This window comes from Streptosporangium sp. NPDC050148 (assembly GCF_055586505.1).
The window spans coordinates 41,395-65,160 of the sequence record NZ_JBVJIA010000028.1; the positions used below are offsets into that span (position 1 = coordinate 41,395).

The window sequence follows — 23,766 nt, forward strand, 5'->3', positions numbered from 1 at the left end:
TCCCGGCGTGACGCCGCGGGAGCCGGGCCCCCGTCCCGGTGGACCGCCCCCTTGCGGGAGGCATTCCGGAGCCGGTCAGGCGGGTGTTCTCAGGAGCCGGCTCCGCTGACCCGGTAGACGTCGTACACGCCCTGGATGTTGCGGACCGCCTTCAGCACGTGCCCCAGGTGCTTGGGGTCGCCCATCTCGAAGGTGAACCTGCTGATCGCCACCCTGTCCCTGGACGTCGTCACCGACGCGGACAGGATGTTGACGTGCTGGTCGGAGAGCGTGCGGGTGACGTCGGAGAGCAGGCGGGGCCGGTCCAGCGCCTCGACCTGCAGGGCGACCAGGAAGACCGAGTCGTCCGCGGCGGACCAGGCGACCTCGACCAGGCGGTCGGGCTCGGAGGTGAGCTGGTCCATGTTCGGGCAGTTGGTGCGGTGCACCGACACGCCGTGCCCGCGGGTGACGAAGCCCACGATCTCGTCGCCCGGCACCGGGGTGCAGCACCGCGACAGGCGTACCCAGACGTCGGAGTCGCCCGCGACGACCACGCCGGCGCCGCCGCTGCCACGCGGCCGTCCGCGCAGCTTGGTGGGCACGGAGGTCTCGGCGATGTCCTCCTCGGCGCCCTCCACTCCCCCGATGGACGTCACGAGCTTCTGCACGACCGTCTGCGCGGCGACGTGGCCCTCGCCGACGGCCGCGTACAGCGCGGAGACGTCGGCGTAGCGCAGGTCCCTGGCCAGGGCCAGGAGGGACTCTCCCGACATCAGGCGCTGCAACGGCAGGCCCTGCTTGCGCATGGCGCGGCCGATCGCCTCCTTGCCGGCCTCGATCGCGGTCTCGCGGCGCTCCTTGGAGAACCACTGGCGAATCTTGTTACGGGCCCGGCCGGACTTGACGAACTTCAGCCAGTCGCGCGAGGGTCCCGCGTCGGGCGACTTGGAGGTGAAGATCTCCACGGTGTCGCCGTTTCCCAGCCGCGACTCCAGGGGCACCAGGCGGCCGTTGACCCGGGCGCCGATGCAGCGGTGGCCGACCTCGGTGTGCACGGCGTAGGCGAAGTCGACCGGCGTCGCGTTCTCGGGCAGCGCGATCACCTGGCCCCGGGGCGTGAAGACGTACACCTCGGAGACCGACAGGTCGAAGCGGAGCGACTCCAGGAACTCGCCCGGGTCGGCGGTCTCCTTCTGCCAGTCGAGCAGCTGGCGCAGCCAGGCCATGTCGCTGGCGGGCTTCAGCTTCGACCCCGCGGGACCGGAGGTGGTCGTGTCCTCCTTGTACTTCCAGTGCGCCGCCACGCCGTACTCGGCCCTGTGGTGCATGCCGTTGGTACGGATCTGCAGCTCGACGGGCTTGCCCTCGGGGCCGATGACCGTGGTGTGCAGCGACTGGTACATGTTGAACTTGGGCATCGCGATGTAGTCCTTGAACCGGCCGGGCACCGGGTTCCATCGCGCGTGAATCGTTCCCAGCGCCGCGTAGCAGTCGCGGACGGTGTCGACCAGGACCCGGATGCCCACCAGGTCGTAGATGTCGTCGAAGGCGACGTCCCTGGCGATCATCTTCTGGTAGACGGAGTAGTAGTGCTTGGGGCGGCCCTTGACGGTCGCGCGGATCTTGGCGTCGCGCAGGTCGCCGGAGACCTTCTCGATGACCTCCTGCAGGAACAGGTCCCTGCGGGGGGCGCGCTCGGAGACCATGCGGGCGATCTCGTCGTAGCGCTTGGGGTAGAGCATGGCGAACGCGAGGTCCTCCAGCTCCCACTTGATGGTGTTCATGCCCAGCCGGTGGGCGAGCGGCGCGAAGATCTCCAGCGTCTCGCGGGACTTCTGGTGCCGCTTGTGCTCGGGCAGGTAGCGCATGGTGCGCATGTTGTGCAGCCGGTCGGCGAGCTTGATCACCAGCACCCGGATGTCGCGGGACATGGCCACGACCATCTTGCGCACGGTCTCGGCCTCGGCCGCGTCGCCGAACTTGACCTTGTCGAGCTTGGTGACGCCGTCGACCAGCAGCGCGATGTTGTCGCCGAAGTCCGAGCGCAGCTCGTCCAGGCCGTAGGCGGTGTCCTCGACGGTGTCGTGCAGCAGCGCGGCGCAGAGCGTCTCGTCGTCGGTGCCCAGCTCGGCGAGGATCGTCGCCACCGCCAGGGGGTGGGTGATGTAGGGGTCGCCGCTCTTGCGCTTCTGGTCGCGGTGGTGGTGGGCGGCCACGTCGTAGGCGCGCTCGATGAGCCTCAGGTCCGCCTTGGGGTGGGTCGCACGGACCGTACGGAACAGCGGCTCCAGAACCGGGTTCATGCCGCCACCCCACTGCCCCCCAAGACGCGCGAGCCTTCGCCTTACCGCCGGCTTCTCCTCGGCGGATCCGGACATGGCAGAACCGGCATCGCCTGCGGGGGCGGTCGTCTCGGGACCACCGCCGCCGCCGGCGGTCGTGTCGGGGACGACCACATCACGGGGCACTCAGACTCCCTACGTTCGAGTCCAGATTCTTCAGTGTATCCAGACCGAGTTGTGTGCATTCGCCCGCGGGTGGGTCAAACGACGACCAAGGAGCGCACCTCGACGTCGGTCAGGCGCTCGCGCCCCCTGAGGAAGGCCAGCTCCATGAGCACGGCGAGGGCGACGACATCGGCGCCCGCCCTGCGGACCAGCTCCACCGCCGCCCGTGCCGTGCCGCCGGTGGCGAGCACGTCGTCGACGATCAGGACCCGCTCTCCGGGGACGAACGCGTCCCGGTGGACCTCGATGACGGCGGAGCCGTACTCCAGATCGTAGGACTCCTCAAGCGTCTCAGAGGGCAGTTTGCCTTTCTTGCGTACCGGAACGAAGCCCGCGCCCGCCCGGAGGGCGGCCGGGGCGGCCAGGATGAAGCCGCGCGCCTCGATTCCCACGATCTTGTCCACCTCGTACATCCCGGCCAGTTCGTCGGTCACGGCGGCGAACGCGACCGGGTCGGCCAGCAGCGGGGTGATGTCCTTGAACAGCACGCCGGGCTGCGGATAGTCGGGCACGTCGCGGATGCGGTCGAGGATCAGGCTGCTGAGCTCGGTCATGACGGTACTCCTGGGGCGGGGCGCGAACGGGGCGGCAAGGCGGCGGGCGAGGCGGGCGGTACGAGCGCGACGGGCGGGACGACAGGGCGACGGAGAAAGGGCGGGGGGACGGGCCGGGCGAGCCGGACGGGTGGGGGAAGACGAACGCCTCCGCTCCCTGCGCGGGGAGCGGAGGCGCTGACTGCCCGGAGCTACCTCTTCTTGCGTTTGTCGCCGGACGGCGTGGCCGTGCGGGTGGCCCCGCCACGGGCTGTGGCGGTCGTGCCGCCGCCCCCGCCGCCCCCGCCGCCCGTGGCTCCGGCGGTGACCGGCTGACGCGCCGCCGCCTTCGTCCCGGAGGTGCCGTGCGAGGAGAGCCTGCGGGCGATCGCCTGGTAGCGCGGCTCGCGCTCCTTCAGCGTGACCAGCAGCGGCGTCGCCACGCAGAGCGAGGAGTAGGTACCGACGATCATGCCGACGAACAGCGAGAGCGACAGGTCCTTCAGCGTGCCGGCGCCGAACAGCGTGGTGCCGATGAACAGGATGGCCGCCACCGGCAGGATCGCCACCAGGGTGGTGTTCAGCGACCGGATCAGCGTGTGGTTCAGCGCGTTGTTGGCGGCCTCGGTGTAGGTCATCTTGGAGGTCGTGCCGAGCTTGGCGGTGACCTCCTTGATCATGTCGAACACGACGACGGCGTCGTAGAGCGAGTACCCGAGGATCGTCAGGAAGCCCAGCAGGGTGGCCGGGGTGACCTCGAACCCGGACCAGGCGTAGACACCGGCGGTAATCACCAGGTCGTGCAGCAGTGCCACGACCGCGGCCAGCGCCATCTTCCACTCGAAGGCCATCGTCAGGTACAGAATGATCGCCAGCATGAAGACGATCAGTCCGATGATGGCCTTGTTGGCCACCTGGCCGCCCCAGGAGCCGCCGATCACCTGCAGGGTGACGTCGTTCTGCCGGAGCCCGAACTCGCTCGCCACGGCCTTCTGCACCGCGGTGACCTGCTCGGCCGGGAGGCTCTCGGTGGTGACCCGCCAGCCGTTGTTGGTCGTCTGGGCGATGACCTGGTGGGCGCCGGACTCGGCGAACGTGCCGCGGACCTGCTCGATCGTGGCGGTCGGGGCCTTGAACGAGAAGACCGAGCCGCCCTTGAACTCCACGCCCAGGTTGAGGCCGTTGATGAGCAGACCGGCGATGGAGATCGCCAGCAGGATGCCGGAGAGGCTGTACCAGAGCTTCTGGCGGCCGACGAAGTCGACGTTGACCTCGCCCCGGTACAGCCGGCGCGCGATGCCGGACATCATGCCTCCTGCGGAACGGTCTTGGGGGCGAGGGCGGTCTCGCTCATGCGCTCGGCGTCGAGGCCGGAGAGCTTGTGCCCCCTGGCGAAGAACTTCATCTTCGCCAGCAGCGCGATGAACGGCTTGGTGAACATGAACACCACCGCGATGTCGATGAGGGTGGTCAGGCCCATCGCGAAGGCGAACCCGGCCACACCGCCGACCGCCAGGAAGTACAGCACCACGGCGGCGATGAACATGACGGCGTCGGCGATGAGGATGGTGCGCCGGGCGCGGACCCAGGCGACCTCGACGGCCGCGCGCAGCGAGCGCCGGCCCTCCTTCATCTCGTCACGGATGCGTTCGAAGTAGACGATGAACGAGTCCGCGGTGATACCGATCGACACGATCAGGCCGATGATGTGCGGCAGCGAGAGGCGGAAGCCCGCCAGCGCGCCGAGCAGCACCACGGACTGGTAGGTGACGAGCGAGGCCACGAGCAGGCTCAGCACCGAGACGATGCCGAGGCCCCGGTAGTAGAGCATCGAGTAGACCACGACCAGCAGCAGACCGATCGCGCCCGCGATGAGACCGCCGCGCAGCTGGTCGGCGCCCAGCGTGGAGGAGACCTCCTCGATGGAGCTCTTCTCGAACTTCAGCGGCAGCGCGCCGAACTTGAGCTGGTTGGCCAGCTCGTCGGCGGTCGCCTGGGTGAAGCTGCCGGAGATCTGCGCCCGGCCGCCGGTGATGGGCTCCTGGATGACGGGGGCGGAGATGACCACGCCGTCGAGGACCATGGCGACCTGGTTGCGCGGGGCCTGCGAGTTGAAGGCGGTGGTGGTGACCTTCGACCACTGGTCGGGACCCTGGCCCTTGAAGGAGAGCTGGACGAGCCACTCACCGGTGGTCTGGTCGACGCCCGAGGAGGCGGAGTCGATCGAGGTGCCGGTCACGGCGGCCTTCTCCAGGATGTACTTGGCGCTGCCGTCGCTGCTGCAGCCGACGTACTGCTTGTCCGGGGCGTCCTGGGCTCCCTTGCCGGCGTCCTTGGCGCAGTCGAGCGTCTCGAACTGCTTCAGGGCCGCCGGGTCGATGCCGGTGGTGTCCATGCCCGCCGCCGGGTCCTGGGGCGCGGTGGGCATGGTGCTCGGCTGGGTGGTGGGCGGGGCGCTGGCGCCGGGGCTCGCTTCCGGCTTGGCCGACCCGTTGCCGCTCGGCTCGGCCGAGGGAGAGGTCGCGGGGGCCGGGGTGGCGCCGGTGAGCGCCGACGACAGGGCGCGACCGGCCGGCGTGGCGCCGGTGTCGGGCGCGGCGGTCGTGCCGGGCTTCGGGGTCGTGCCGGGCCTGGGGGTCGTGGACTCCGCGGGCTCGGCCTTCTTGTCGCCCTTGTCGCCCTTTTCACCCTTGCCCGAGGCCGTGGGCGACGGCGACGGGGTCGGCGCCTTGGTGGACAGCTGTCCCGGGGGCGCGGGCGAGCCGGGCCCGACCGCCAGCACCTGGCGGAACCTCAGTTCCGCGGTGGTGCCGACCAGCTTGACGACCTCCTCCTGGCCCGCGCCTGGGACGGAGATGACGATGTTGTCACCGGACTTGGCGACCTCGGCGTCGGAGATGCCGGTGCCGTTCACCCGATCCCGGATGATGTTCACGGCGAGGTCGAGGCTCTCCTCGGTGGGAGCGGTCCCGTTCGGCGTGATGGGCGACAGCGTCACTGTCGTGCCGCCGGCGAGGTCGAGGCCGTACTCGGGGGTGTACGCCTTGTTGAGGAGCATCGCCCCGCCCATGGCGAGAATGATCGCCAGGAGCAACAGGAGCATGCGCCCCGGTCTGCTCTGGCTGCTGGTCGGTCGGGCCACTGGTCGTCAGTTCTTTCGGCTATAGGGGACTGATGGGGATCCTGCTCACGGTTTCCTGATCGTCGAGTCCTGGTCCTCGCCCCGCTGCTCGGCGGTCTTCGGCGCGTCCTGGACGACCGGGGTGGCCGGGGTCGCCGGGTCGGCGGTGTACGTGGTGTCGACGGCCTTGAGGTCCTCCTCCGCGTCGTCGACGGGGACCAGGACACGGCCGATCGCCGCCTTGACCCACCGGGTCTCGACTCCGGGGGCGATCTCCAGGATCACGTCGTCGGCGTCGATGGCCACCACGGTCCCGAAGAGACCCGTCGTGGTCATCACGCCGGTGCCGGGGGTGAGGCTGTTCTGCATCTTGGCCTGTTCCTGCTGCCGCTTGCGCTGCGGGCGGATGAGCAGGAAGTAGAACACCACGACCATGAGAGCGATCATGATCAAACTCGAATAGCTGTCGCCCACGGGGCCGCTCCCTCTCTTGAGAATGACCGGCGGAAGCCGGACGTCTTGTACGGCCACGCCACTCAGCACGTCAGCCTACACAGCCGGCCAAGCCTAGGAGTTTAGGCGAGCTGTTAGGAGCGCGGCAACGAGGTCACGTTTCGGCGCACGAGGAAGTTCCCATTTCGATACTCTTGTCATTGATCTGTGATCAATCCCGTACGTTCTCCCTACCGATTCCTCACGCTATATCTTCCCGGGCTCGTCCCCGAGCCCGACCAGGAACGAGGCGCCGAAGGCGTCCGGCGGGGGGGTCAGCCCCAGGTGGGTCCAGGCCGCGGCGGTCGCCACCCGGCCCCTGGGCGTACGGGCCAGCAGCCCCTGGCGCACCAGGAACGGCTCGGCCACCACCTCGACCGTCTCCGGCTCCTCCCCCACCGCGACCGCCAGCGTCGACAGCCCCACCGGCCCGCCGCCGAACTTGCGCAGCAGCGCCCCGAGCACCGCCCGGTCCAGCCGGTCGAGCCCCTCGGCGTCGACCTCGTAGAGGTTGAGCGCGGCCGAGGCGATGTCCTTGGTCACCACGCCGTCGGCGCGGACCTCGGCGAAGTCGCGGACCCTGCGCAGCAGGCGGTTGGCGATACGGGGCGTGCCGCGCGAGCGCCCGGCGATCTCCTGGGCGGCGTCGGCGGGAAGGGTGACGCCCAGCAGCCGCGAGGAGCGGTGCAGCACCTGCTCCAGCTCGGCGACCCCGTAGAAGTCCATGTGCGCGACGAAGCCGAAGCGGTCGCGCAGCGGAGCGGGCAGCATGCCGGCCCGGGTGGTGGCCCCGACCAGGGTGAACGGGGCGATCTCCAGGGGGATGGCGGTCGCCCCCGGCCCCTTGCCCACCACGATGTCGACGCGGAAGTCCTCCATCGCGAGGTAGAGCATCTCCTCGGCGGGCCTGGCCATCCGGTGGATCTCGTCGATGAACAGGACCTCGCCCTCCGACAGGGTCGACAGGATCGCCGCGAGGTCACCGGCCCGTTCCAGTGCGGGCCCGGAGGTGATCCGGAGCGGCACCGAGAGCTCGGTCGCGATGATCATGGAGAGGGTCGTCTTGCCGAGTCCCGGGCCGCCGCTCATCAGCACGTGGTCCGGCGGCCGGTTGCGCCGCAGCGCGCTCTGCAGCACCAGCGAGAGCTGCTCGCGCACCCGCGCCTGGCCGATGAACTCGTCCAGCCGCTTGGGCCGCAGCGCCGCCTCGATGTTCTGCTCGTCGTCCTCGGCGTCCGGCGACACCAGGTCCCGCTCGCTCACGCCCGTCCGCCTTCCCTCGCCGGCCACAGGTCCGTCATCGCACGCTCAGCACCCGCAGGGCGGCCTTGAGCAGGGCCGCCACCGGCGGGGTGCGGCCCTCGGCCAGCGCCGTGTCGGCCTGGGGCGCGACCGCGGCGACGGCCTCGTCGGCGTCGCGGGCCGAGTAGCCGAGCCCGACCAGGCCGGAGTGGACCTGGTCGCGCCAGACGGGCACCGGGGCGTCGCCGTTGAGCGCGGCGGTGACGGCCTCCTCTGGGGTGCCGAGCTTGTCCTTGAGGTCGACGATGATCCGCTGGGCGCCCTTGGGGCCCACCCCGGGGACCCTGGTCAGCGCCTTGACGTCGGCGGCGGCCACGGCCATCCGGAGCGCGTTGGGGGTGTGCACCGCCAGCATCGCCAGCGCGACCTTGGGGCCGACCCCGCTGGCCGCCTGGAGCATCTCGAAGATGCCGCGCTCGTCGTCGGTGGCGAAGCCGAAGAGCGTCAGCGACTCCTCGCGGACCACCAGCGAGGTGGCCAGCCGCACCTCCTCGCCCTGCCTGAGCGTCGCCAGCGTCGTCGGCGTGCAGTGCACCCGGACGCCGACACCGCCGACCTCGACGATCGCCCCGTCGGGCGCGATCGCGGTCACCTGTCCCCGAACCGAGGCGATCACGTGCTGGTTCCTCTCGAGTATCTGGCCGTCCCGCCCCGGCCGCGGAAGTAGGCCGCGGCGGTCGTCTTCGGGCCGCTCGCCGCCCTGGCCTTGGCCGCGGCCTCGGCCAGCCTGTTCTGAGCGCCGCCCCGCCAGACGTGGCAGATGGCCAGGGCGAGCGCGTCCGCGGCGTCGGCGGGCTTGGGCATGGCGTCCAGCCGGAGCAGGCGGGTGACCATCGTGCCGACCTGCTGCTTGTCGGCCGTGCCGCTGCCGGTGATCGCGGCCTTGACCTCGGACGGCGTGTGCAGCGCCACCGGCAGCCCCCGGCGGGAGGCGCACAGGATCGCCACCGCGGAGGCCTGCGCGGTGCCCATCACGGTCCTGAGGTTGTGCTGGGCGAAGACCCGCTCCACGGCCACCGCGTCGGGCTCGACCTCGTCGAGCCACTGCTCGATGCCGGCCTCGATCGCCACCAGCCGGGCGCCGATCTCGTCGTCGGCGGGGGTACGGACCACCCCGACCCTGACCAGGTTCAGCGGCGCCCCGGGCCGCCCCTCGACCGCGCCGAGCCCGCATCGGGTCAGCCCGGGATCGACCCCCATCACCCGCAGCTCGGGCACCCGCACCGACACGCCTCCGCTCGCCGAACACCTGTTCGGTGGCAGACTCTACCGCGTGCGGGCACGGCGCGCACGGCTCTCGCGGGCCCGGCGGCCGGTGTCAGCCGGGGTCAGCCGGGGTCAGAAGGAGTCGAGCATGTACGGGGTGGCGCGGAAGGCCGTCTCCAGGACCCCGAGGACACCTGCGACATCCGCGGCACCCGCGGCACCCGGGGCGCCCGTGACACCGGTGGCGTCCGGGGATGCGGTGCCGGAGGGGACGGTGAGCGCCCCCGAGCGGTGCAGGGTGGCCGCCGGGACGCCCGCGAACAGCGCGGAGAAGCCCCCGGCGGTGAGGACCGGCACGGAGCCGGGCGGGGCCTCGGCGGGACGGGCCTCGCCGGCGCCACCGCGGACCGAGAGCCGCCAGGCGCCGGAGTTGGCGGGGCGGTGGGGATCCTCGACCCGGACGACGGTGTCGAGGGTGACGCCGTCGGGGAAGCCCCGGCCGGCGACGGCGGCGGGCAGGTCGACCACCCGGAACATCCAGCGGGTCTGGGTGACCTCGTCCTTCTTGCGTTCACCGATCAGCCAGAAGACCGGGTCGTCGGGGGCGACGATGGCGCGGACCGACGTGGCGATCGAGGACGAGGAGCCGACCAGCGACCACAGGGTGCGGGCGGTGGCCTCGGAGCCGGCCAGCAGGGCGTCGACCTCGATGTCGTCGCCGTCCCAGCGGTAGATCACGAACCCGTCGTCGGCCAGGTAGAGGAAGTCGTCCTCCTCCTCCAGCCACAGGCGCCAGGTCGGCTCGTCCCAGCAGATCGGGCCGGAGGCGCGGGCGCCGGCGTGCACCCGCCCCATGATCTCGATCACCTCGGCGGCGTCGCCGGGCCCCATCCGGCGGACCGGGGACCGCTCGGCGGGCCCGATCGCGCGCAGCGCCTCGGCCGGGAAGGTGGCCCGGTGCAGGGCTCCGGCGTGTTCCCAGCCGAGCGAGCGGTAGACGCGGGTCGCGGCCGGATAGAGCGCCGAGACCGGGTGCCCCAGCTCGGCGCAGCGGTCCACGGTGGCCCGCAGGAGCATCCGGCCGACGCCGCGCCCGCGGTCCTCCGGGGCGACCGTCACCGAGGCGACGCCGCCCATGGAGATCGGCCTGCCGTGCCACCACTGGGTGAAGTCGTTGATCCTGCTGGTGGCGATCAGCCGGGGGCCGTCGGCGACGCCGAGATACCTGCCGGCCTCCAGGACCGGGACGACCTGTGCCCGCCAGTCCTCCAGGTCACCGGACGGGATGATCCCGAAGGCGCGCCTGCGGTTGTCGAGCACCGCGTCGAGGTCGTCGGCGGTCAGGGGGCGTATCTCCACGAGCGGACAAGATAGTCGGCTGCCTCCCCGCCGGGCCAACCCTTTTTCGCGGCCCCCGGTCCCGCCGCCCTCAGAGGTGCTGGGTGGCGGGGTCGGCGTCCCGGGCGCGGCCGACCCGCTCGCGGAGCCGGTCCAGGCGGGTCATCACCGGCGTGGCCGAGATGCCGTGCACGACCAGGGAGGCCAGCACCGTGAAGGCGACCACCGCCCACAGCTCCGCGGCCGGTACGCCGAAGTCGGCCTGGCCGAGGGCGTAGGCGAGGTAGAACAGCGAGCCGATGCCGCGGATGCCGAAGAACGCGGTCGCGATGCGCTCGCGCGGGCCGGCCCGTCCGCCCAGTTCGGCCAGCCATCCGGTCAGCGGCCGGATCACCAGGATCAGCAGCAGGCCGACGGCGGCGCCCCGCCAGGTGAGCGCGTTCAGCCCGCCGGTGGCGATGAACCCGCCGAGCAGGACGATCAGCCAGGCGGTGAACAGCCGCTCGATCTGCTCGATGAAGCCGTGCAGCACCCCGTTGTAGCCGTGGTCGCGCTCGGCGGCCCTGATCGTGCAGGCGGTCACGAACACCGCGATGAAGCCGTACCCGTGCACCAGCTCGGTCAGGCCGTAGGCCAGGAACGTCGCGGCCAGCGCCACGAAGCCGTCGCGGTGCTCGGCCAGCCGCAGGTCGGAGGCGCGGGCGCGGAAGAAGAGCCGCCCCAGCAGCTTGCCTATCAGCAGGCCGCCCACCACGCCGGCGCCGCACCGGTAGAGCACGTCCACCAGCGCCCACTCGCCCAGCCAACCGGCTCCCCCGCTGACGGCCAGCGCGATCGCGGCGTACACCAGGGGGAAGGCCAGGCCGTCGTTGAGACCGGCCTCGGACGTGAGGGTGAAGCGGACCTCGTCGTCGTCCTTCTCCGCGGCACCGTCCTTCCCCGCGTCGTCGTCCTTCCCCGCGTCGTTCTTCCCCGCGTCGTCCTTCTCCGCCTCGTCGTCCTTCCCCGCCTCGCGAGGCCTCTCCTGGCCGTCGGGGTTCTCCGACTCCTCGGCCTTCTCCGAGTCGACGGGCTCGCCGACCTGCACGTCGGAGGCGAGCACCGGGTCGGTCGGGGCGAGCACGGCGCCCAGCAGCAGCGCCGCCGCCAGCGGCCAGCCGAGCAGGCCGTAGGCGGCGGCGGCCACGCCGAGGACGGTCAGCGGGAGCGTCCAGCCCAGCAGGCGCCAGGTCGACGACCAGGAGTGCCGGCCGAAGGGACGGTTGATGGCCAGCCCGGCGCCCATCAGGGAGATCAGCACGCACACCTCGGTGGCGTGCTCGACCATGGCCCGGTGGGCGATCGGGTCGGCGTCCGGGAGATCGAGCGGTAGTACGTACAGGAGAACGCCGAACAGCAGGCAGGCCAGCGGAAGGGAGAAGGGACGTCGGTTCAGGAGCTGCGGCAGGGTGGCCGCGAGCAGCGCGGCGACACCGGCCACGGCAAAGATCAGATCAGGATTGCCCATCGTCCGCGTGATATGCCCCTGACCAGAAGGGCAAACATCGCAGATGAGGTGAGATCAACCTAAAATCACCGGGTGGCCGGGGCCGTCAGGCGTCCAGCTTCTCCATGACCTCGTCGGAGACGTCGAAGTTGGCCCAGACGTTCTGCACGTCGTCGCTGTCCTCCAGGGCGTCGATCAGCCGGAAGACCTTGCGGGCGCCGTCCTCGTCGAGGGGGACGTTCAGCGTCGGCATGAAGCTCGACTCGGCCGAGTCGTAGTCGATCCCGGCGTCCTGCAGGGCCTTGCGGACCGGGACGAGGTCGGTGGCCTCGGAGACCACCTCGAACTGGTCGCCCAGGTCGTTGACCTCCTCGGCGCCCGCGTCCAGCACGGCCGACAGCACGTCGTCCTCGCCCAGGTCGCCCTTGGGGACGAGCACGACGCCCTTGCGGTTGAACATGTAGGACACCGAGCCGGGGTCGGCCAGCGAGCCGCCGTTGCGGGTCAGCGCGACGCGGACCTCGGAGGCGGCGCGGTTGCGGTTGTCGGTCAGGCACTCGATCAGCACCGCGACGCCGCCGGGGGCGTACCCCTCGTACATGATGGTCTGCCAGTCGGCGCCGCCGGCCTCCAGGCCGCCGCCGCGCTTGCGGGCGCGCTCGATGTTGTCGATCGGCACCGAGTTCTTGCGCGCCTTGGTGATGGCGTCGTACAGCGTCGGGTTACCGTCGGGGTCGGGGCCGCCCGTCCGTGCCGCCACCTCGATGTTCTTGATGAGCTTGGCGAACAGCTTGCCGCGCTTGGAGTCGAGCGCGGCCTTCTTGTGCTTCGTCGTCGCCCATTTGGAGTGGCCGGACATCGCCTAGAGCTCCCTCACCATCTCAGCGAAATATGAATGCACGCCGACATCCCCGGTGATCTCCGGGTGGAAGGACGTGGCGAGCAGCGGTCCCTGACGGACCGCGACGATCCTATCCCCAGGTTCGGCCAGCGCCAGCACTTCGACCTCCGAACCCACGGATTCCACCCAGGGGGCGCGGATGAAGACCGCCCGCATCTCCCCCCGGCCTGCGAAGTCGATGTCGGCCTCGAAGGAGTCGACCTGGCGGCCGAAGGCGTTGCGGCGGACGACCATGTCGATGCCGCCGATCGTCTGCTGGCCCTCGATCCCGTCCTCGATCCGGTCGGCCAGCATGATCATGCCGGCGCAGGAGCCGTAGGCGGGCATGCCGGCCTTGATCCGCATGCGGAGCGGTTCGAGCAGCTCGAAGGTCTCGGCGAGCTTCCACATCGTGGTGGACTCCCCGCCCGGTACGACGAGGCCGTCGACCTCCTCCAGCTCCCGGGGCCGCCGCACGGCGACCGCCCGGGCGCCCACGGCCTCCAGGGCGCGCATGTGCTCGCGCACGTCGCCTTGGAGCGCGAACACGCCGATCGTGGGGGCGTTGGTCACCGGTGGTCCTTCCAGAGCGGGTGGGTGCCTCTTCAGGGTATGACCAACGCCTGGATCATCCCAAAACGACCTCTCGTCGCCCCCGCCCGCCCCCGCCGGGGTTCCGGTGGGAGCGGGGTGGATCGCGTCGGGCCGCCCGGGACGGGGCCGCGCGGGGAGCGGCGACCCGCACGGGCCGGTGCGGGGCCGTACGGAGGGCGGCGGCCACATCCGGCCACATCCGGCCGGTCCGGTCGGTCCGGCCGTCCGGCGCGGGGCCGTGCGGGGACTACCAGCCGCGCTCGGCCAGGCGGTGCGGGGCCGGGATCTCGTCGACGTTGATGCCCACCATGGCCTCGCCCAGGCCGCGGGAGACCTTGGCGATGACGTCGGGGTCGTCGTGGAAGGTGGTGGCCTTGACGATGGCCGAGGCCCGCTCGGCCGGGTTGCCGGACTTGAAGATGCCCGAGCCGACGAACACGCCCTCGGCGCCGAGCTGCATCATCATCGCCGCGTCGGCCGGGGTCGCGATGCCGCCGGCGGTGAACAGCACGACCGGCAGCTTGCCGGCCCTGGCGACCTCGGCGACCAGCTCGTAGGGGGCCTGGAGCTCCTTGGCCGCCACGAACAGCTCGTCCTCGGGCAGCGAGGACAGCCGCTTGATCTCGCCGCGGATCTTGCGCATGTGCATGGTGGCGTTGGACACGTCGCCGGTGCCCGCCTCACCCTTGGAGCGGATCATCGCCGCGCCCTCGGTGATGCGGCGCAGCGCCTCGCCCAGGTTGGTCGCGCCGCAGACGAAGGGCACGGTGAAGCGCCACTTGTCGATGTGGTTGGCGTAGTCGGCCGGGGTGAGGACCTCGGACTCGTCGATGTAGTCGACGCCGAGCGACTGCAGGACCTGGGCCTCGACGAAGTGGCCGATACGGGCCTTGGCCATGACCGGGATCGAGACGGCGGAGATGATGCCGTCGATCATGTCGGGGTTGCTCATCCGGGAGACGCCGCCCTGGGCGCGGATGTCGGCGGGCACCCGCTCGAGCGCCATGACGGCGACGGCGCCGGCATCCTCGGCGATCTTGGCCTGCTCGGCGTTCACGACGTCCATGATGACGCCGCCCTTGAGCATCTCTGCCATGCCGCGCTTGACCCGGGCGGTTCCGGTGACGGTGGTCTCGCTGACTTCGGGCGTGCTGCTGGACACGGGCTCTACCTCACGACGTCTGGCTGCGGGGCACGGGCCGCCCCGGAGGGCGACCGCTGACGTCTCCATCGTAGGCGCAGGGCGGCCTCTCCCCTCACACGCCACCTTGTCACTGTCGGCGGACCGTCTTGGACATCCTGTAAGGGTCGCCCGTCAGGGGATGACGGGCTTGGCCGAGGCCAGCACGACCCAGACCTGTCCGGGGGCGAAGTTCATCGGATCCCCGGCCTCGGTGGTAAAGACCGTGCCCTTCTTCTCCGAGGGCCGCGACCAGCGGGCCTTGAACGCCTGGCCGTCGCGGAGCACGACCGCCCTGCCCTTGCCGGTGGTGTGCACCAGCGGGGTGTAGCTCTGGTTCTTGTCGTGGAACTGCGAGCGCTCGGTCTTGGTGTACTGCACGACGATCGTGGGGGCGCCGAGCTGGCCTCCCTCGGCGGCCATGTTCTTCTTGCCGTCCTGCCAGATCAGCCATTTCTCCGCCGCCTGGGACCAGACGAACCCGAAGCGGGCCGCGGGGTAGCGCACGGTGTAGGTCTTGCGCGGCACGCCCCCTTCCGGGGCGTCGCCGAAGGTGAACCCGATGTCCTTGGCCCTGGACGCCTTGGGCGCCCCGGCCAGCAGCCGCCGGGTCTCGGCGAAGAGGTTGTAGGGGGCGAAACGGCCGGGCTGGCGGAAGTAGGCGCCCGGCTGCCTGCTGTCGGAGACGTCGAACAGCGGCGCCTCGGCGATGAAGGGCAGCATCTTGGTCTGCGCGCCCGAGTAGGCGAAGGCGGGCCTGCCGAACTGCGGGACGATGTGCAGGTCGGAGATGCGGGCGCTGCGGACCGGGCCGACCTTGGCCGGGAGCTTCGAGGAGAAGATCGCCATCAGGCGGGTCAGCCCGGCCTCGACCTGCTCGACGTAGACGACGTCGGCGCTCTTGAGGCCGAGCTGCGGCTTGCCCGCCGCGGTGTTCTCGATCTTCACCGCGACCACCGGCCTGCGGGCCGCGCCCGGCATGCCGGTGAAGGGGTGCGTCGGCTCGGGCTCCGGGGTCGGGGTCGCGCCGGGCTCGGCGCCCGAACCCTGGGCGTTGCCCGCGGGGGCCGCCGGCTCGTCGGAGGAGCAGGCGGCGGCCGGCGCGAGGAGCGCGACTCCCGCCACCGCGGCGGTGATCATCCGGGGCACCCGCACGACTCGTCTCCTCCAGGTAGGCCTCTGGCGCGAACGCCATGAGCCTACCGGTGTCCGACTTATCAGATACGCGGGTTTATGCACCGCCTATTAGGCGTATTTGGGCTATTCGGCGGCGAGCGCCTTGGGCGGCGCGTCGTCGATCTCGAAGAACTCCGGGTAGGCGGTGTGCCCGGCCAGCCGCAGCGTGCGGGCCAGCCAGCGGCGCTGCGCGGTACGGGTCACGCCCACCGCGTTGTTGTAGAACCGGCGGGCGTAGAGGACCTTCGCCACCGCGGCGCCCAGCTCCTCCAGCAGATCGGACCCGGCCCGCGTACCGGCCAGCCGGTCCCGGAAGCGCTCCTGGTCGACGACGGCCCGCAGGGTGCGCGACAGGTCGCTCTCGGCGTGCTCACGCTCCTCAGGGCCCGCGGTACGGGCCTCGTGGGCGGCGGCGGCCAGCACCAGGCTGGTCGCCGGGTCCAGCATCCGGGAGGCCGCCAGCTCCAGGCTGACGGCCGTCCGCCGCACCAGCGCGGCGTCCAGCGACTCGCGGGCCAGCTCCAGCCGGATGTGCAGCCGGTCCAGCCGGCCCGCCCGCCAGGAGACGTAGACGGCGAGGAGCACGACGAACGCGCCCGCCACCAGGATCGTGGTCGTCACGCCGTGCCGTCCCCTTCGGTCGCCGTGCCGACCAGCGCGGCGCCCGCGGGCTGTCCGGCCCCGCCGGACCGGGGAGCGGCCACCGCCACGCCACCGGTGGCACCGGTGGCACCGGTGGCACCGGTGGCACCGGTGGCACTGCTGTCGCCGGGACCGGCGGTGCCGCCGATGCCTTCAGGGCCGGTCGCCTCGCCGGTGCCGCGGGCGTCGGGGGCGTCCCCGAGGCTCTCGGCGTCCTCGGCGTCCTCGTCGTCCTCCTCGACGCCGGTCGTGCTCGCCGTGCTCGCGACCGTCTCGTAGACCCTCAGCACGTCGCGGGCGACGGTGGACCAGTCGTACTTGCGCACGGCCTGGCGGGCCTCCCGCGAGAGCGTGGCCCGGCGCTCGGGGTCGTCCAGCAGGGCGGCGGCCTCGCGGGCCAGCGACGCCGCGTCGCCCGTGGTGAACAGCGCCCCGGCCCGGCCCTCGTCGAGCACCTTGGCGAAGGCCGGGATGTCGCTCGCCAGGATCGCCGCCCCCGCCGACATCGCCTCGGTGAGCACGATACCGAAGCTCTCGCCGCCCAGGTTGGGCGCGCAGAAGACGTCGACCGTGTGGTAGGCGCGGACCTTGTCCTCCTCGCTCACCATGCCGAGCAGCCCGATCCGGTCGTGGTAGGCGGCCGGGACCCGCTCCAGCACCTCGGCGGCGTCCCCGGGGCCGGCCAGCAGCAGGCGCAGCGCCGGTCGTTCGGCGGCCAGCAGGGTGAAGGCCTCCAGCAGCACCGGCAGGCCCTTGCGCGGCTCGTCCATCCGGCCGAGGAAGCCGATCACCTCGCCCTCGTCCCAGCCGGGCAGCGGATCGCCCTCGGCGTAGCGGGCGACCGCCACCCCGTTGGGGATCAGCACGGCGTCGCCGCCCATGAACTCGACCAGGGTCTTCCTGGCCGCGTCGGAGACGGCGATCCTGCCGGTGATCTTCTCCAGTGCGCTCATGATGATCGCCACCCCGGCCGAGAAGGACCGGGAGTTGCCGTAGGAGGCGTGGAAGGTGGCCACGATCGGCCCCTTGGCCACCCAGCAGGCGAGCAGCCCGAGCGACGGGATGGCGGGCTCGTGCACGTGCAGCACGTCGAACCGGCCCTCGCGCACCCAGCGCCGTACCCGGTTCGCCGACAGGAACCCGAACGACATCCTGGCCACCGACCCGTTGAAGGGCACCGGGACGGCGCGGCCGGCCGAGGTCACGTACGGGGGCAGCGGGGCGTTGTCCGCCGCCGGGGAGATCACCGAGACGTGGTGGCCGTCGGCCATGAGCGCCTCGGCCAGGTCGCGGATGTGCACTTGGACGCCGCCGGGAACGTCCCAGGTGTAGGGGCAGACGATGCCGATCCTCATGCCCGGGGCTCCAGGTCCTCGAGCCAGAGGCGCTGCAGCATGTGCCAGTCCTCGGGGTGCTCGGCTATGCCCTTCTCGAAGACGGTGGCCAGGCTCTGCATCGCCGCGGCCACCCTCTCCTTCCTGTCGCCCTCGGCCGGGATCGCGATCTCGTCGTAGAACTGCAGGCCCCAGCCGGACTCGGTGAAGTAGGGCAGGGCCGGGATGAGCGGGGCCCCGGTGTGCACGGCCAGCAGGCCGGGTCCGGCGGGCATCCGGGTGGCCGCGCCGAAGAACTGCACCTGGACCCCCTTGGCGGTCAGGTCCCGCTCGGCCGGCAGGGCCACCGGCAGGCCGGCGCGCAGGCGCTGCGCCAGGGTGCCGAAGGTGTGGCCCTCCCCGCCGGTGAGCGGGAGCACCTCCATGCCCAGGCCCTCGCGGAAGGCGGTGTAGCGGTGGAAGAGCGACTCGGGCTTGAGCCGCTCGGCGACCGTGGTGAACGGGTGGCCCGTCTTGGCGAACCAGGCGCCGGCCTGGTCCCAGTTGCCCGTGTGCGGCAGGGCCATGACCACTCCCCTGCCCGCGGCCAGGTGGTCGTAGACCGCCTCGGCCCCGACCACGTGCATCCGGGAGACGATCTCCTCGATGGGCATCGAGGGCAGCCGGAACACCTCGTGGAAGTAGCGGAAGTAGGAGCGCATGCCGGCGCGGCTGAGCTCCCGGATCGCCGGGTCCGAGGGCGAGGTGCCCTTGACGCGGGCGAGGTTGGCCTCCAGCCTGAGCACGGACTTGCCCCGGCGCTTCCACAGCCGGTCCGCGGCGACGCGGAAGGCGGCGGCGGTGAGCCGCTCGGGCAGGCGGGGAACGACCGTCCAGCCGGCGCCGAACGCGGCCGCGACGAGACGATCCTGGAGGGAGGGCGTGTCGGTCATCGATCTTTCCGATCAGCGGAGGGTGCGGGGCGGGGCGGAGACGGCCTGCCGGCGCACGTGCAGCAGGCGCTGGCCCACGGTGACCGCGCTGGCCACGGCGAGCAGCCAGAGTCCCACGGGCAGGACGTACGGCACGCCGAGACCGCCGAGCCCGGTCGAGACCAGGCCGACGACCAGGCGTTCGGGCCGCTCGGCGAGGCCGACGTCGCACGTCATGCCGAGCGCCTCGGCCCTGGCCTTGACGTAGGAGACCACCGCGCCCGCCGCGAGGCAGAACAGCGCGACCCCGGCCAGCACCGGCTGGTCGCTCACGATGAACCAGCACACCAGCCCGGAGAAGATCCCGGCGTCGCCGACCCGGTCGAGGGTGGAGTCCAGGAAGGCGCCCCAGACGCTCCCCGGGCCCGTCATCCTGGCCATCACCCCGTCCAGGAGGTCGGCCAGCACGAAGAAGGTGATCACCACCGTGCCGACGAACAGCTGGCCCCTGGGGTAGAAGAACAGGGCCGCGGCGACGGTCCCGAGCGTGCCCGCCGCGGTGACCGCGTTGGGGCTGACCCCATGACGGGTGAGGGCCCGGCCCAGCGGGGTCAGGACTCGGGTGACGGCGGGGCGCAGAAGTTTCAACATCGCGCTCCGATCGTAGGCCAACCGGCCTGCACCCGCGCTACGGCCACCCGATGATCACGCACCGCTCGCGCGCCGTCCCGGCGACGGCCGCACGGGCGGCACGGGCGGCGGCACGGGCGGCGGCACGGACGGTCATACGGTGACGGCACGGGTGACGGCCGCGGGACGGCCGCACGGGTGACGGCGCGTCGGCCGGGACGCGCTCCGGAGTCGCCCGGCCATCCGTACGAACCGGATCAATAGCGATTCGATCTTCTTCTCGCAAGAGGATCGCCTCACCCCTCTTGTGATATTCGCCACATGGGTATTTGGTGAACAGACCGCGTCCGTCGGCGTACGGGCGCGGCTGCGACCCCCGGGGTGTGGCCCCACCGGGCCGTGCTCCTTCGGCAACGACGCGGGAGGCGATGTGGCGGAGAGAACATCCGGCGGAGCAGCGGGAGCCGCGGGGAGGGCACCCGCGGCCGACCGGCCGGACATGATCAGAAATGTCGTGCTGGTCGGCCATTCCGGTGCCGGGAAGACCACGCTGGTGGAGGCCCTGTTAGAGGCGACACGGACCGTCTCGCGGCCGGGCCGGGTCGAGGACGGAACCACCGTGAGCGACTTCGACGAGGTCGAGGTGCGCCAGCAGCGCTCGGTGAACCTCACCGTGTCCCCGGTGGTGCACAACAGCATCAAGATCAACCTCCTGGACACCCCCGGCTACGCCGACTTCGTCGGGGACCTGCGCGCCGGGCTGCGCGCGGCCGACGCGGCGCTGTTCGTGGTCTCGGCCTGCGACGGCGTGGACGGCCTGACCAGGATGCTCTGGGAGGAGTGCGCCGCGGTCGGCATGCCGCGCGCCGTGGTGATCACCAAGATGGACCACCAGCGGGCCGACTTCGAGGCCGCCCTGGCGGCCTGCCAGGACGCCTTCGGCGACGGGGTGTCCCCGCTGTACCTGCCGGTGGTGACCAACGGCCGGGTGAACGGCCTGATCGGGCTGCTGAGCCAGAAGTTCTACAACTACGCGACCGGCACCCGGACCGAGAACGCCCCGGGCCCGGCCTACGCCGACCAGATCGAGCTCTACCGCGGCGCCCTGATCGAGGGCGTCATCCAGGAGAGCGAGGACGAGTCCCTGATGGACCGCTACCTCTCCGGCGAGGAGATCGAGACCAAGGCCCTCGTCGAGGACCTGGAGAAGGCGGTCGCGCGCGGCGGCTTCCACCCGGTGCTGGCCGCCGGGGCGGGGGTGGGCGCGACGGAGATCCTGGAGCTCGTCACCCAGGGGTTCCCCTCGCCGCTCGAACACCCGCTGCCCGAGGTCGTCACCCTCGACGGCACCCCCGTCCCCGGCATCACCTGCGACCCCGAGGGCCCGCTGGTCGCCGAGATCGTCAAGACCACCAGCGACCCGTACGTGGGCCGGATCAGCCTGGTCCGGGTCTTCTCCGGCACCCTGCGCCCCGACATGACCGTGCACGTCTCCGGGCACGGCCTGGCCGACCGCGGGCACGAGGACCACGACGTGGACGAGCGCATCGGCGCGCTGTCCTGCCCGCTGGGCAAGCTCCAGCGCACCGTCGGCACGTGCGTGGCCGGGGACATCGTCGCGGTCGCCAAGCTGTCGCGCGCCGAGACCGGCGACACCCTCTCCGACCGGGAGAACCCGCTGCTGATGACGGCCTGGACGATGCCGGAGCCGCTGCTGCCGGTCGCGATCCAGCCCCGGTCCAAGGCCGACGACGACAAGCTCGGCCAGGCGCTGCAGCGGCTGGTCGCCGAGGACCCGACGCTGAGGCTGGAGAACAACCCCGAGACCCGCCAGCTCGTGCTCTGGTGCATGGGCGAGGCCCACGCCGACGTGCTGCTCGACCGACTGAGCAGACGGCACGGCGTGGAGGTGGAGAAGGTCGAGCTGCGGGTGCCGCTGCGGGAGACCCTGGGCGGCAGCTGCCGCGTCCTGGGCCGCAACGTCAAGCAGACCGGCGGCCACGGCCAGTTCGCCGTCTGCCACCTGGAGGTCGAGCCCCTGCCCTCCGGCGGCGGCTTCGAGTTCGTGGACAAGATCGTCGGCGGGGTGGTGCCGCGCCAGTTCATCCCCTCGGTGGAGAAGGGCGTGCGCACCCAGATGCAGCGCGGGGTCGTCGCCGGCTACCCCATGGTGGACGTGCGGGTGACCCTCTACGACGGCAAGGCCCACTCGGTCGACTCCTCCGACATGGCCTTCCAGATCGCCGGGGCGCTCGCGCTCAAGGAGGCCGCGGCCAAGGTGCCCACCCTGCTGCTCGAACCGGTCGACGAGGTCGGCGTGCTGGTCGCCGACGAGCACGTGGGCGCGGTGATGTCCGACCTGTCCTCGCGCCGGGGCCGCGTGCTGGGCACCGAACCGGTGGGCGCGGGCCGCACCCTTGTCAAGGCCGAGGTGCCCGAGCTGGAGATCACCCGCTACTCGATCGACCTGAGATCGATGTCACACGGCACCGGCACGTTCCGCCGGACCTTCCTGCGCTACGAACCACTCCCGTCCCACCTGGTGGAGAAGGTCACCGCCTGAGACCGCGGGAGGCGTGCGCCGGACGGGGGCCGACCGGTTCCGGGCCGGAAACGCGCCCCGCCGGGCACACGTTCCGGGCCGGGAACGCGCCCCGCCGGGCACACGCCTCCCACCCCGCACTTCCGTAACGAAGTAATCACGAAACGATTTCTTTTTTCTGGCCGGAGCACACCGGTCCGGATGCCAGACTGAGGAATCATGCGAAACGGACGCCCTCTGCTGGCCGCTACCGCACTCGCCGTTCTGACCACCGGCGCCGCCTACACGTTCGGCCCCGACGCCCCGCCCGGCAAGGCCGAGACCGCCGGGCGCGCACCGGCCCGGACCGGCGCGGACGGCACCGCCGACACGAAGGAGACCACCGGCGCCACCGACGGTGCGACGACCACCGCCTCGGCCTCGGCGCGCTGCGACGTCGACCCCAGGTATCCCAAGCGCCAGCTGCGCGGGGTCTGGATCGCCACGGTCAAGAACATCGACTGGCCCTCGCGGACCGGCCTGTCGGTCGCCCGCCAACAGGCCGAGTACGTCAGGATCCTCGACAACGCGGCCAAACGGCGGTTCAACGCGGTGTTCGTCCAGATCCGCCCCGCCTCCGACGCGCTGTACCGATCGTCGCTGGAGCCCTGGTCGCAGTACCTGACCGGCACCGCGGGCAAGGACCCCGGCTGGGACCCGCTCCCCTTCCTCATCGCCGAGGCCCACCGGCGCGGCATGGAGTTCCACGCCTGGTTCAACCCCTACCGGGCCTCCTACGACGGGAACCTCGCCGCGCTGCCCGCGGGTCACCCCGCCCGGCGGCACCCCGGCTGGATCGTCAAGTACAACGGCCTGGCCTACTACAACCCCGGCCTGCCCTCGGTCCGCGAGCACGTCACCAAGGTCGTCACGGACGTGGTGACGCGCTACGACGTCGACGGCGTCCACTTCGACGACTACTTCTACCCCTACCCCGTCGCGGGCGCCACGTTCGACGACCGCGCCGCCTTCGCGAAGTACGGCAACGGCAGGAAGCTGGCCGCCTGGCGCCGCTCCAACGTCAACACGCTGATCGCCCAGGTCGACAAGGCCGTGCACGCGACCAGGAACAGCGTGAAGTTCGGGATCAGCCCGTTCGGCATCTGGCGCAACAAGGCCCAGGACCCCACCGGCTCGGCCACCGGCGGCATGTCCGCCTACGACTCCATCTACGCCGACGCCCGGCACTGGATCCGCAAGGGCACGGTCGACTACGTCATCCCGCAGCTGTACTGGCCCCGCGCCTTCGCCGTCGCCGACTACGACGTGCTGATGCCGTGGTGGGCGAACGAGGTCAAGGGCACCGGCGTCCAGCTCTACATCGGCCAGGCCCTGTACCGGGTGGGCACCACCGACACCCCGGCCTGGACCAGGCCCGGCGAGCTGCCCTCCCACCTGGCCCGCAACCGCGCCTACCCGCAGGTCTCCGGCGACGTCTACTTCAGCGCCAAGCAGCTGTCCACCAACCCGCTGGGGGTGCTGGACCGCCTCGTCAAGAACCACTACTCGCGCCCGGCGCTGCTGCCGCTGATGAAGGACCGCGGCGGGCAGGCCCCGCCCAGGCCCTCCGACGTGCGGCTCCAGGGCACCTCGCTGGGCTGGAAGGGCTCGGCCGGGGCCCGCTCGTACGCGGTCTACCGGATCGCCTCGGGAAAGCCCGGCGAGTGCGCCACCGCCGACGCCCGCAACCTGATCGCGGTCGTGCCCGCGGCCGCCGGGGAGCGCCAGACCCTCGCCGTTCCCGGTGGCGGTTCCTACCTGGTCACCTCGCTGGACCGGCTGCAGAACGAGAGCGAGCCGGGCGGGACCTGAGCCCGGCCGCCGCCCGGCCCGCCCCGGCTGGACCCGGACGCGATCTTCCCCTACGGTGC

Annotated in this window: 19 protein-coding genes and 1 pseudogene; 2 read left to right on the forward strand and 18 right to left on the reverse strand. The window is 71.6% G+C overall.

Going from position 1 to position 23,766, the window contains the following annotated elements:
- Nucleotides 1-89: 89 nt before the first annotated feature.
- From ACZ6RT_RS27730 to pgsA, 18 genes and pseudogenes are all read right to left on the reverse strand, one after another.
- Nucleotides 90-2,285 (reverse strand): RelA/SpoT family protein, encoded by a 2,196-nt coding sequence (locus ACZ6RT_RS27730; RefSeq protein WP_399196040.1) that lies wholly within the window; start codon nt 2,283-2,285, stop codon nt 90-92.
- A gap of 239 nt (nt 2,286-2,524) precedes the next feature.
- On the reverse strand, nt 2,525-3,043 hold the full coding sequence (locus ACZ6RT_RS27735; protein WP_399196039.1) for an adenine phosphoribosyltransferase: 519 nt from the start codon (nt 3,041-3,043) through the stop codon (nt 2,525-2,527).
- 191 nt (nt 3,044-3,234) lie between these two features.
- Complete coding sequence (gene secF / locus ACZ6RT_RS27740) at nt 3,235-4,332, reverse strand: protein translocase subunit SecF (RefSeq protein ID WP_470157035.1); 1,098 nt, start codon at nt 4,330-4,332, stop codon at nt 3,235-3,237.
- The gene (gene secD / locus ACZ6RT_RS27745; RefSeq protein ID WP_399196034.1) at nt 4,329-6,125 is read right to left on the reverse strand and encodes a protein translocase subunit SecD; all 1,797 of its coding nucleotides are present in this window, start codon (nt 6,123-6,125) and stop codon (nt 4,329-4,331) included. Before secD ends, secF begins: the two co-directional genes overlap by 4 nt.
- A gap of 84 nt (nt 6,126-6,209) precedes the next feature.
- A complete protein-coding gene (yajC, locus tag ACZ6RT_RS27750; protein ID WP_399196032.1) occupies nt 6,210-6,590 on the reverse strand; it encodes a preprotein translocase subunit YajC in 381 nt (126 codons plus the stop codon).
- A gap of 252 nt (nt 6,591-6,842) precedes the next feature.
- Nucleotides 6,843-7,898 carry a Holliday junction branch migration DNA helicase RuvB gene (ruvB, locus tag ACZ6RT_RS27755; RefSeq protein ID WP_399196030.1) on the reverse strand — a complete coding sequence of 352 codons (1,056 nt, stop codon included), beginning with the start codon at nt 7,896-7,898 and terminating at the stop codon, nt 6,843-6,845.
- 34 nt (nt 7,899-7,932) lie between these two features.
- The gene (gene ruvA, locus ACZ6RT_RS27760; RefSeq protein ID WP_399196029.1) at nt 7,933-8,553 is read right to left on the reverse strand and encodes a Holliday junction branch migration protein RuvA; all 621 of its coding nucleotides are present in this window, start codon (nt 8,551-8,553) and stop codon (nt 7,933-7,935) included.
- Nucleotides 8,550-9,146: a crossover junction endodeoxyribonuclease RuvC gene (ruvC, locus tag ACZ6RT_RS27765; RefSeq protein WP_470157065.1), complete on the reverse strand. Its 597-nt coding sequence runs from the start codon at nt 9,144-9,146 to the stop codon at nt 8,550-8,552. Before ruvC ends, ruvA begins: the two co-directional genes overlap by 4 nt.
- A 129-nt stretch (nt 9,147-9,275) precedes the next feature.
- Nucleotides 9,276-10,502 (reverse strand): GNAT family N-acetyltransferase, encoded by a 1,227-nt coding sequence (locus ACZ6RT_RS27770; protein WP_470157036.1) that lies wholly within the window; start codon nt 10,500-10,502, stop codon nt 9,276-9,278.
- 70 nt (nt 10,503-10,572) lie between these two features.
- Entirely contained in the window at nt 10,573-11,988 is a 1,416-nt protein-coding gene (locus ACZ6RT_RS27775; RefSeq protein ID WP_399196025.1) for a cation:proton antiporter, read from the reverse strand.
- Nucleotides 11,989-12,073: 85 nt separating this feature from the next.
- Nucleotides 12,074-12,826, reverse strand: coding sequence for a YebC/PmpR family DNA-binding transcriptional regulator (locus ACZ6RT_RS27780; RefSeq protein WP_399196023.1), 753 nt, complete (start codon nt 12,824-12,826; stop codon nt 12,074-12,076).
- Between the two features lie 3 nt (nt 12,827-12,829).
- Nucleotides 12,830-13,420 carry a pyridoxal 5'-phosphate synthase glutaminase subunit PdxT gene (pdxT, locus tag ACZ6RT_RS27785; RefSeq protein WP_399196022.1) on the reverse strand — a complete coding sequence of 197 codons (591 nt, stop codon included), beginning with the start codon at nt 13,418-13,420 and terminating at the stop codon, nt 12,830-12,832.
- A gap of 268 nt (nt 13,421-13,688) precedes the next feature.
- Nucleotides 13,689-14,603, reverse strand: coding sequence for a pyridoxal 5'-phosphate synthase lyase subunit PdxS (gene pdxS / locus ACZ6RT_RS27790; RefSeq protein WP_470157037.1), 915 nt, complete (start codon nt 14,601-14,603; stop codon nt 13,689-13,691).
- Between the two features lie 153 nt (nt 14,604-14,756).
- The gene (locus ACZ6RT_RS27795; RefSeq protein WP_470157038.1) at nt 14,757-15,776 is read right to left on the reverse strand and encodes a DUF3048 domain-containing protein; all 1,020 of its coding nucleotides are present in this window, start codon (nt 15,774-15,776) and stop codon (nt 14,757-14,759) included.
- Nucleotides 15,777-15,881: 105 nt separating this feature from the next.
- Nucleotides 15,882-16,418, reverse strand: coding sequence for a hypothetical protein (locus tag ACZ6RT_RS27800; protein WP_399196018.1), 537 nt, complete (start codon nt 16,416-16,418; stop codon nt 15,882-15,884).
- A 284-nt stretch (nt 16,419-16,702) separates the two neighbouring features.
- Nucleotides 16,703-17,794 (reverse strand): annotated as a pseudogene (locus tag ACZ6RT_RS27805) (glycosyltransferase family 4 protein); the annotation flags it as partial.
- Entirely contained in the window at nt 17,791-18,705 is a 915-nt protein-coding gene (locus ACZ6RT_RS27810; RefSeq protein WP_470157039.1) for a phosphatidylinositol mannoside acyltransferase, read from the reverse strand. The pseudogene ACZ6RT_RS27805 and the gene ACZ6RT_RS27810, both read right to left, overlap by 4 nt.
- 12 nt (nt 18,706-18,717) lie before the next feature.
- On the reverse strand, nt 18,718-19,335 hold the full coding sequence (pgsA, locus tag ACZ6RT_RS27815; RefSeq protein ID WP_399196012.1) for a phosphatidylinositol phosphate synthase: 618 nt from the start codon (nt 19,333-19,335) through the stop codon (nt 18,718-18,720).
- Between the two features lie 409 nt (nt 19,336-19,744).
- Here pgsA and ACZ6RT_RS27820 point away from each other — a divergent pair, with 409 nt between their 5' ends.
- Together ACZ6RT_RS27820 and ACZ6RT_RS27825 are read left to right on the forward strand one after the other, a co-directional pair.
- Entirely contained in the window at nt 19,745-21,877 is a 2,133-nt protein-coding gene (locus ACZ6RT_RS27820; RefSeq protein WP_399196010.1) for an elongation factor G-like protein EF-G2, read from the forward strand.
- 198 nt (nt 21,878-22,075) lie between these two features.
- Nucleotides 22,076-23,707, forward strand: a complete 1,632-nt coding sequence (locus ACZ6RT_RS27825; protein ID WP_399196008.1) for a glycoside hydrolase family 10 protein — start codon at nt 22,076-22,078, stop codon at nt 23,705-23,707.
- Nucleotides 23,708-23,766: the final 59 nt, after the last annotated feature.

Excerpts from the sequence above, each read along its gene's own strand:
- ACZ6RT_RS27825 (WP_399196008.1), top strand. The coding sequence starts at position 22,076 with ATGCGAAACGGACGCCCTCTGCTGGCCGCTACCGCACTCGCCGTTCTG.
- ACZ6RT_RS27735 (WP_399196039.1), bottom strand. The coding sequence starts at position 3,043 with ATGACCGAGCTCAGCAGCCTGATCCTCGACCGCATCCGCGACGTGCCC.
- ACZ6RT_RS27730 (WP_399196040.1), bottom strand. The coding sequence starts at position 2,285 with ATGAACCCGGTTCTGGAGCCGCTGTTCCGTACGGTCCGTGCGACCCAC.
- ACZ6RT_RS27775 (WP_399196025.1), bottom strand. The coding sequence starts at position 11,988 with ATGGGCAATCCTGATCTGATCTTTGCCGTGGCCGGTGTCGCCGCGCTG.
- ACZ6RT_RS27810 (WP_470157039.1), bottom strand. The coding sequence starts at position 18,705 with ATGACCGACACGCCCTCCCTCCAGGATCGTCTCGTCGCGGCCGCGTTC.
- yajC (WP_399196032.1), bottom strand. The coding sequence starts at position 6,590 with ATGATCGCTCTCATGGTCGTGGTGTTCTACTTCCTGCTCATCCGCCCG.
- ACZ6RT_RS27780 (WP_399196023.1), bottom strand. The coding sequence starts at position 12,826 with ATGTCCGGCCACTCCAAATGGGCGACGACGAAGCACAAGAAGGCCGCG.
- pgsA (WP_399196012.1), bottom strand. The coding sequence starts at position 19,335 with ATGTTGAAACTTCTGCGCCCCGCCGTCACCCGAGTCCTGACCCCGCTG.
- secF (WP_470157035.1), bottom strand. The coding sequence starts at position 4,332 with ATGATGTCCGGCATCGCGCGCCGGCTGTACCGGGGCGAGGTCAACGTC.
- secD (WP_399196034.1), bottom strand. The coding sequence starts at position 6,125 with ATGCTCCTGTTGCTCCTGGCGATCATTCTCGCCATGGGCGGGGCGATG.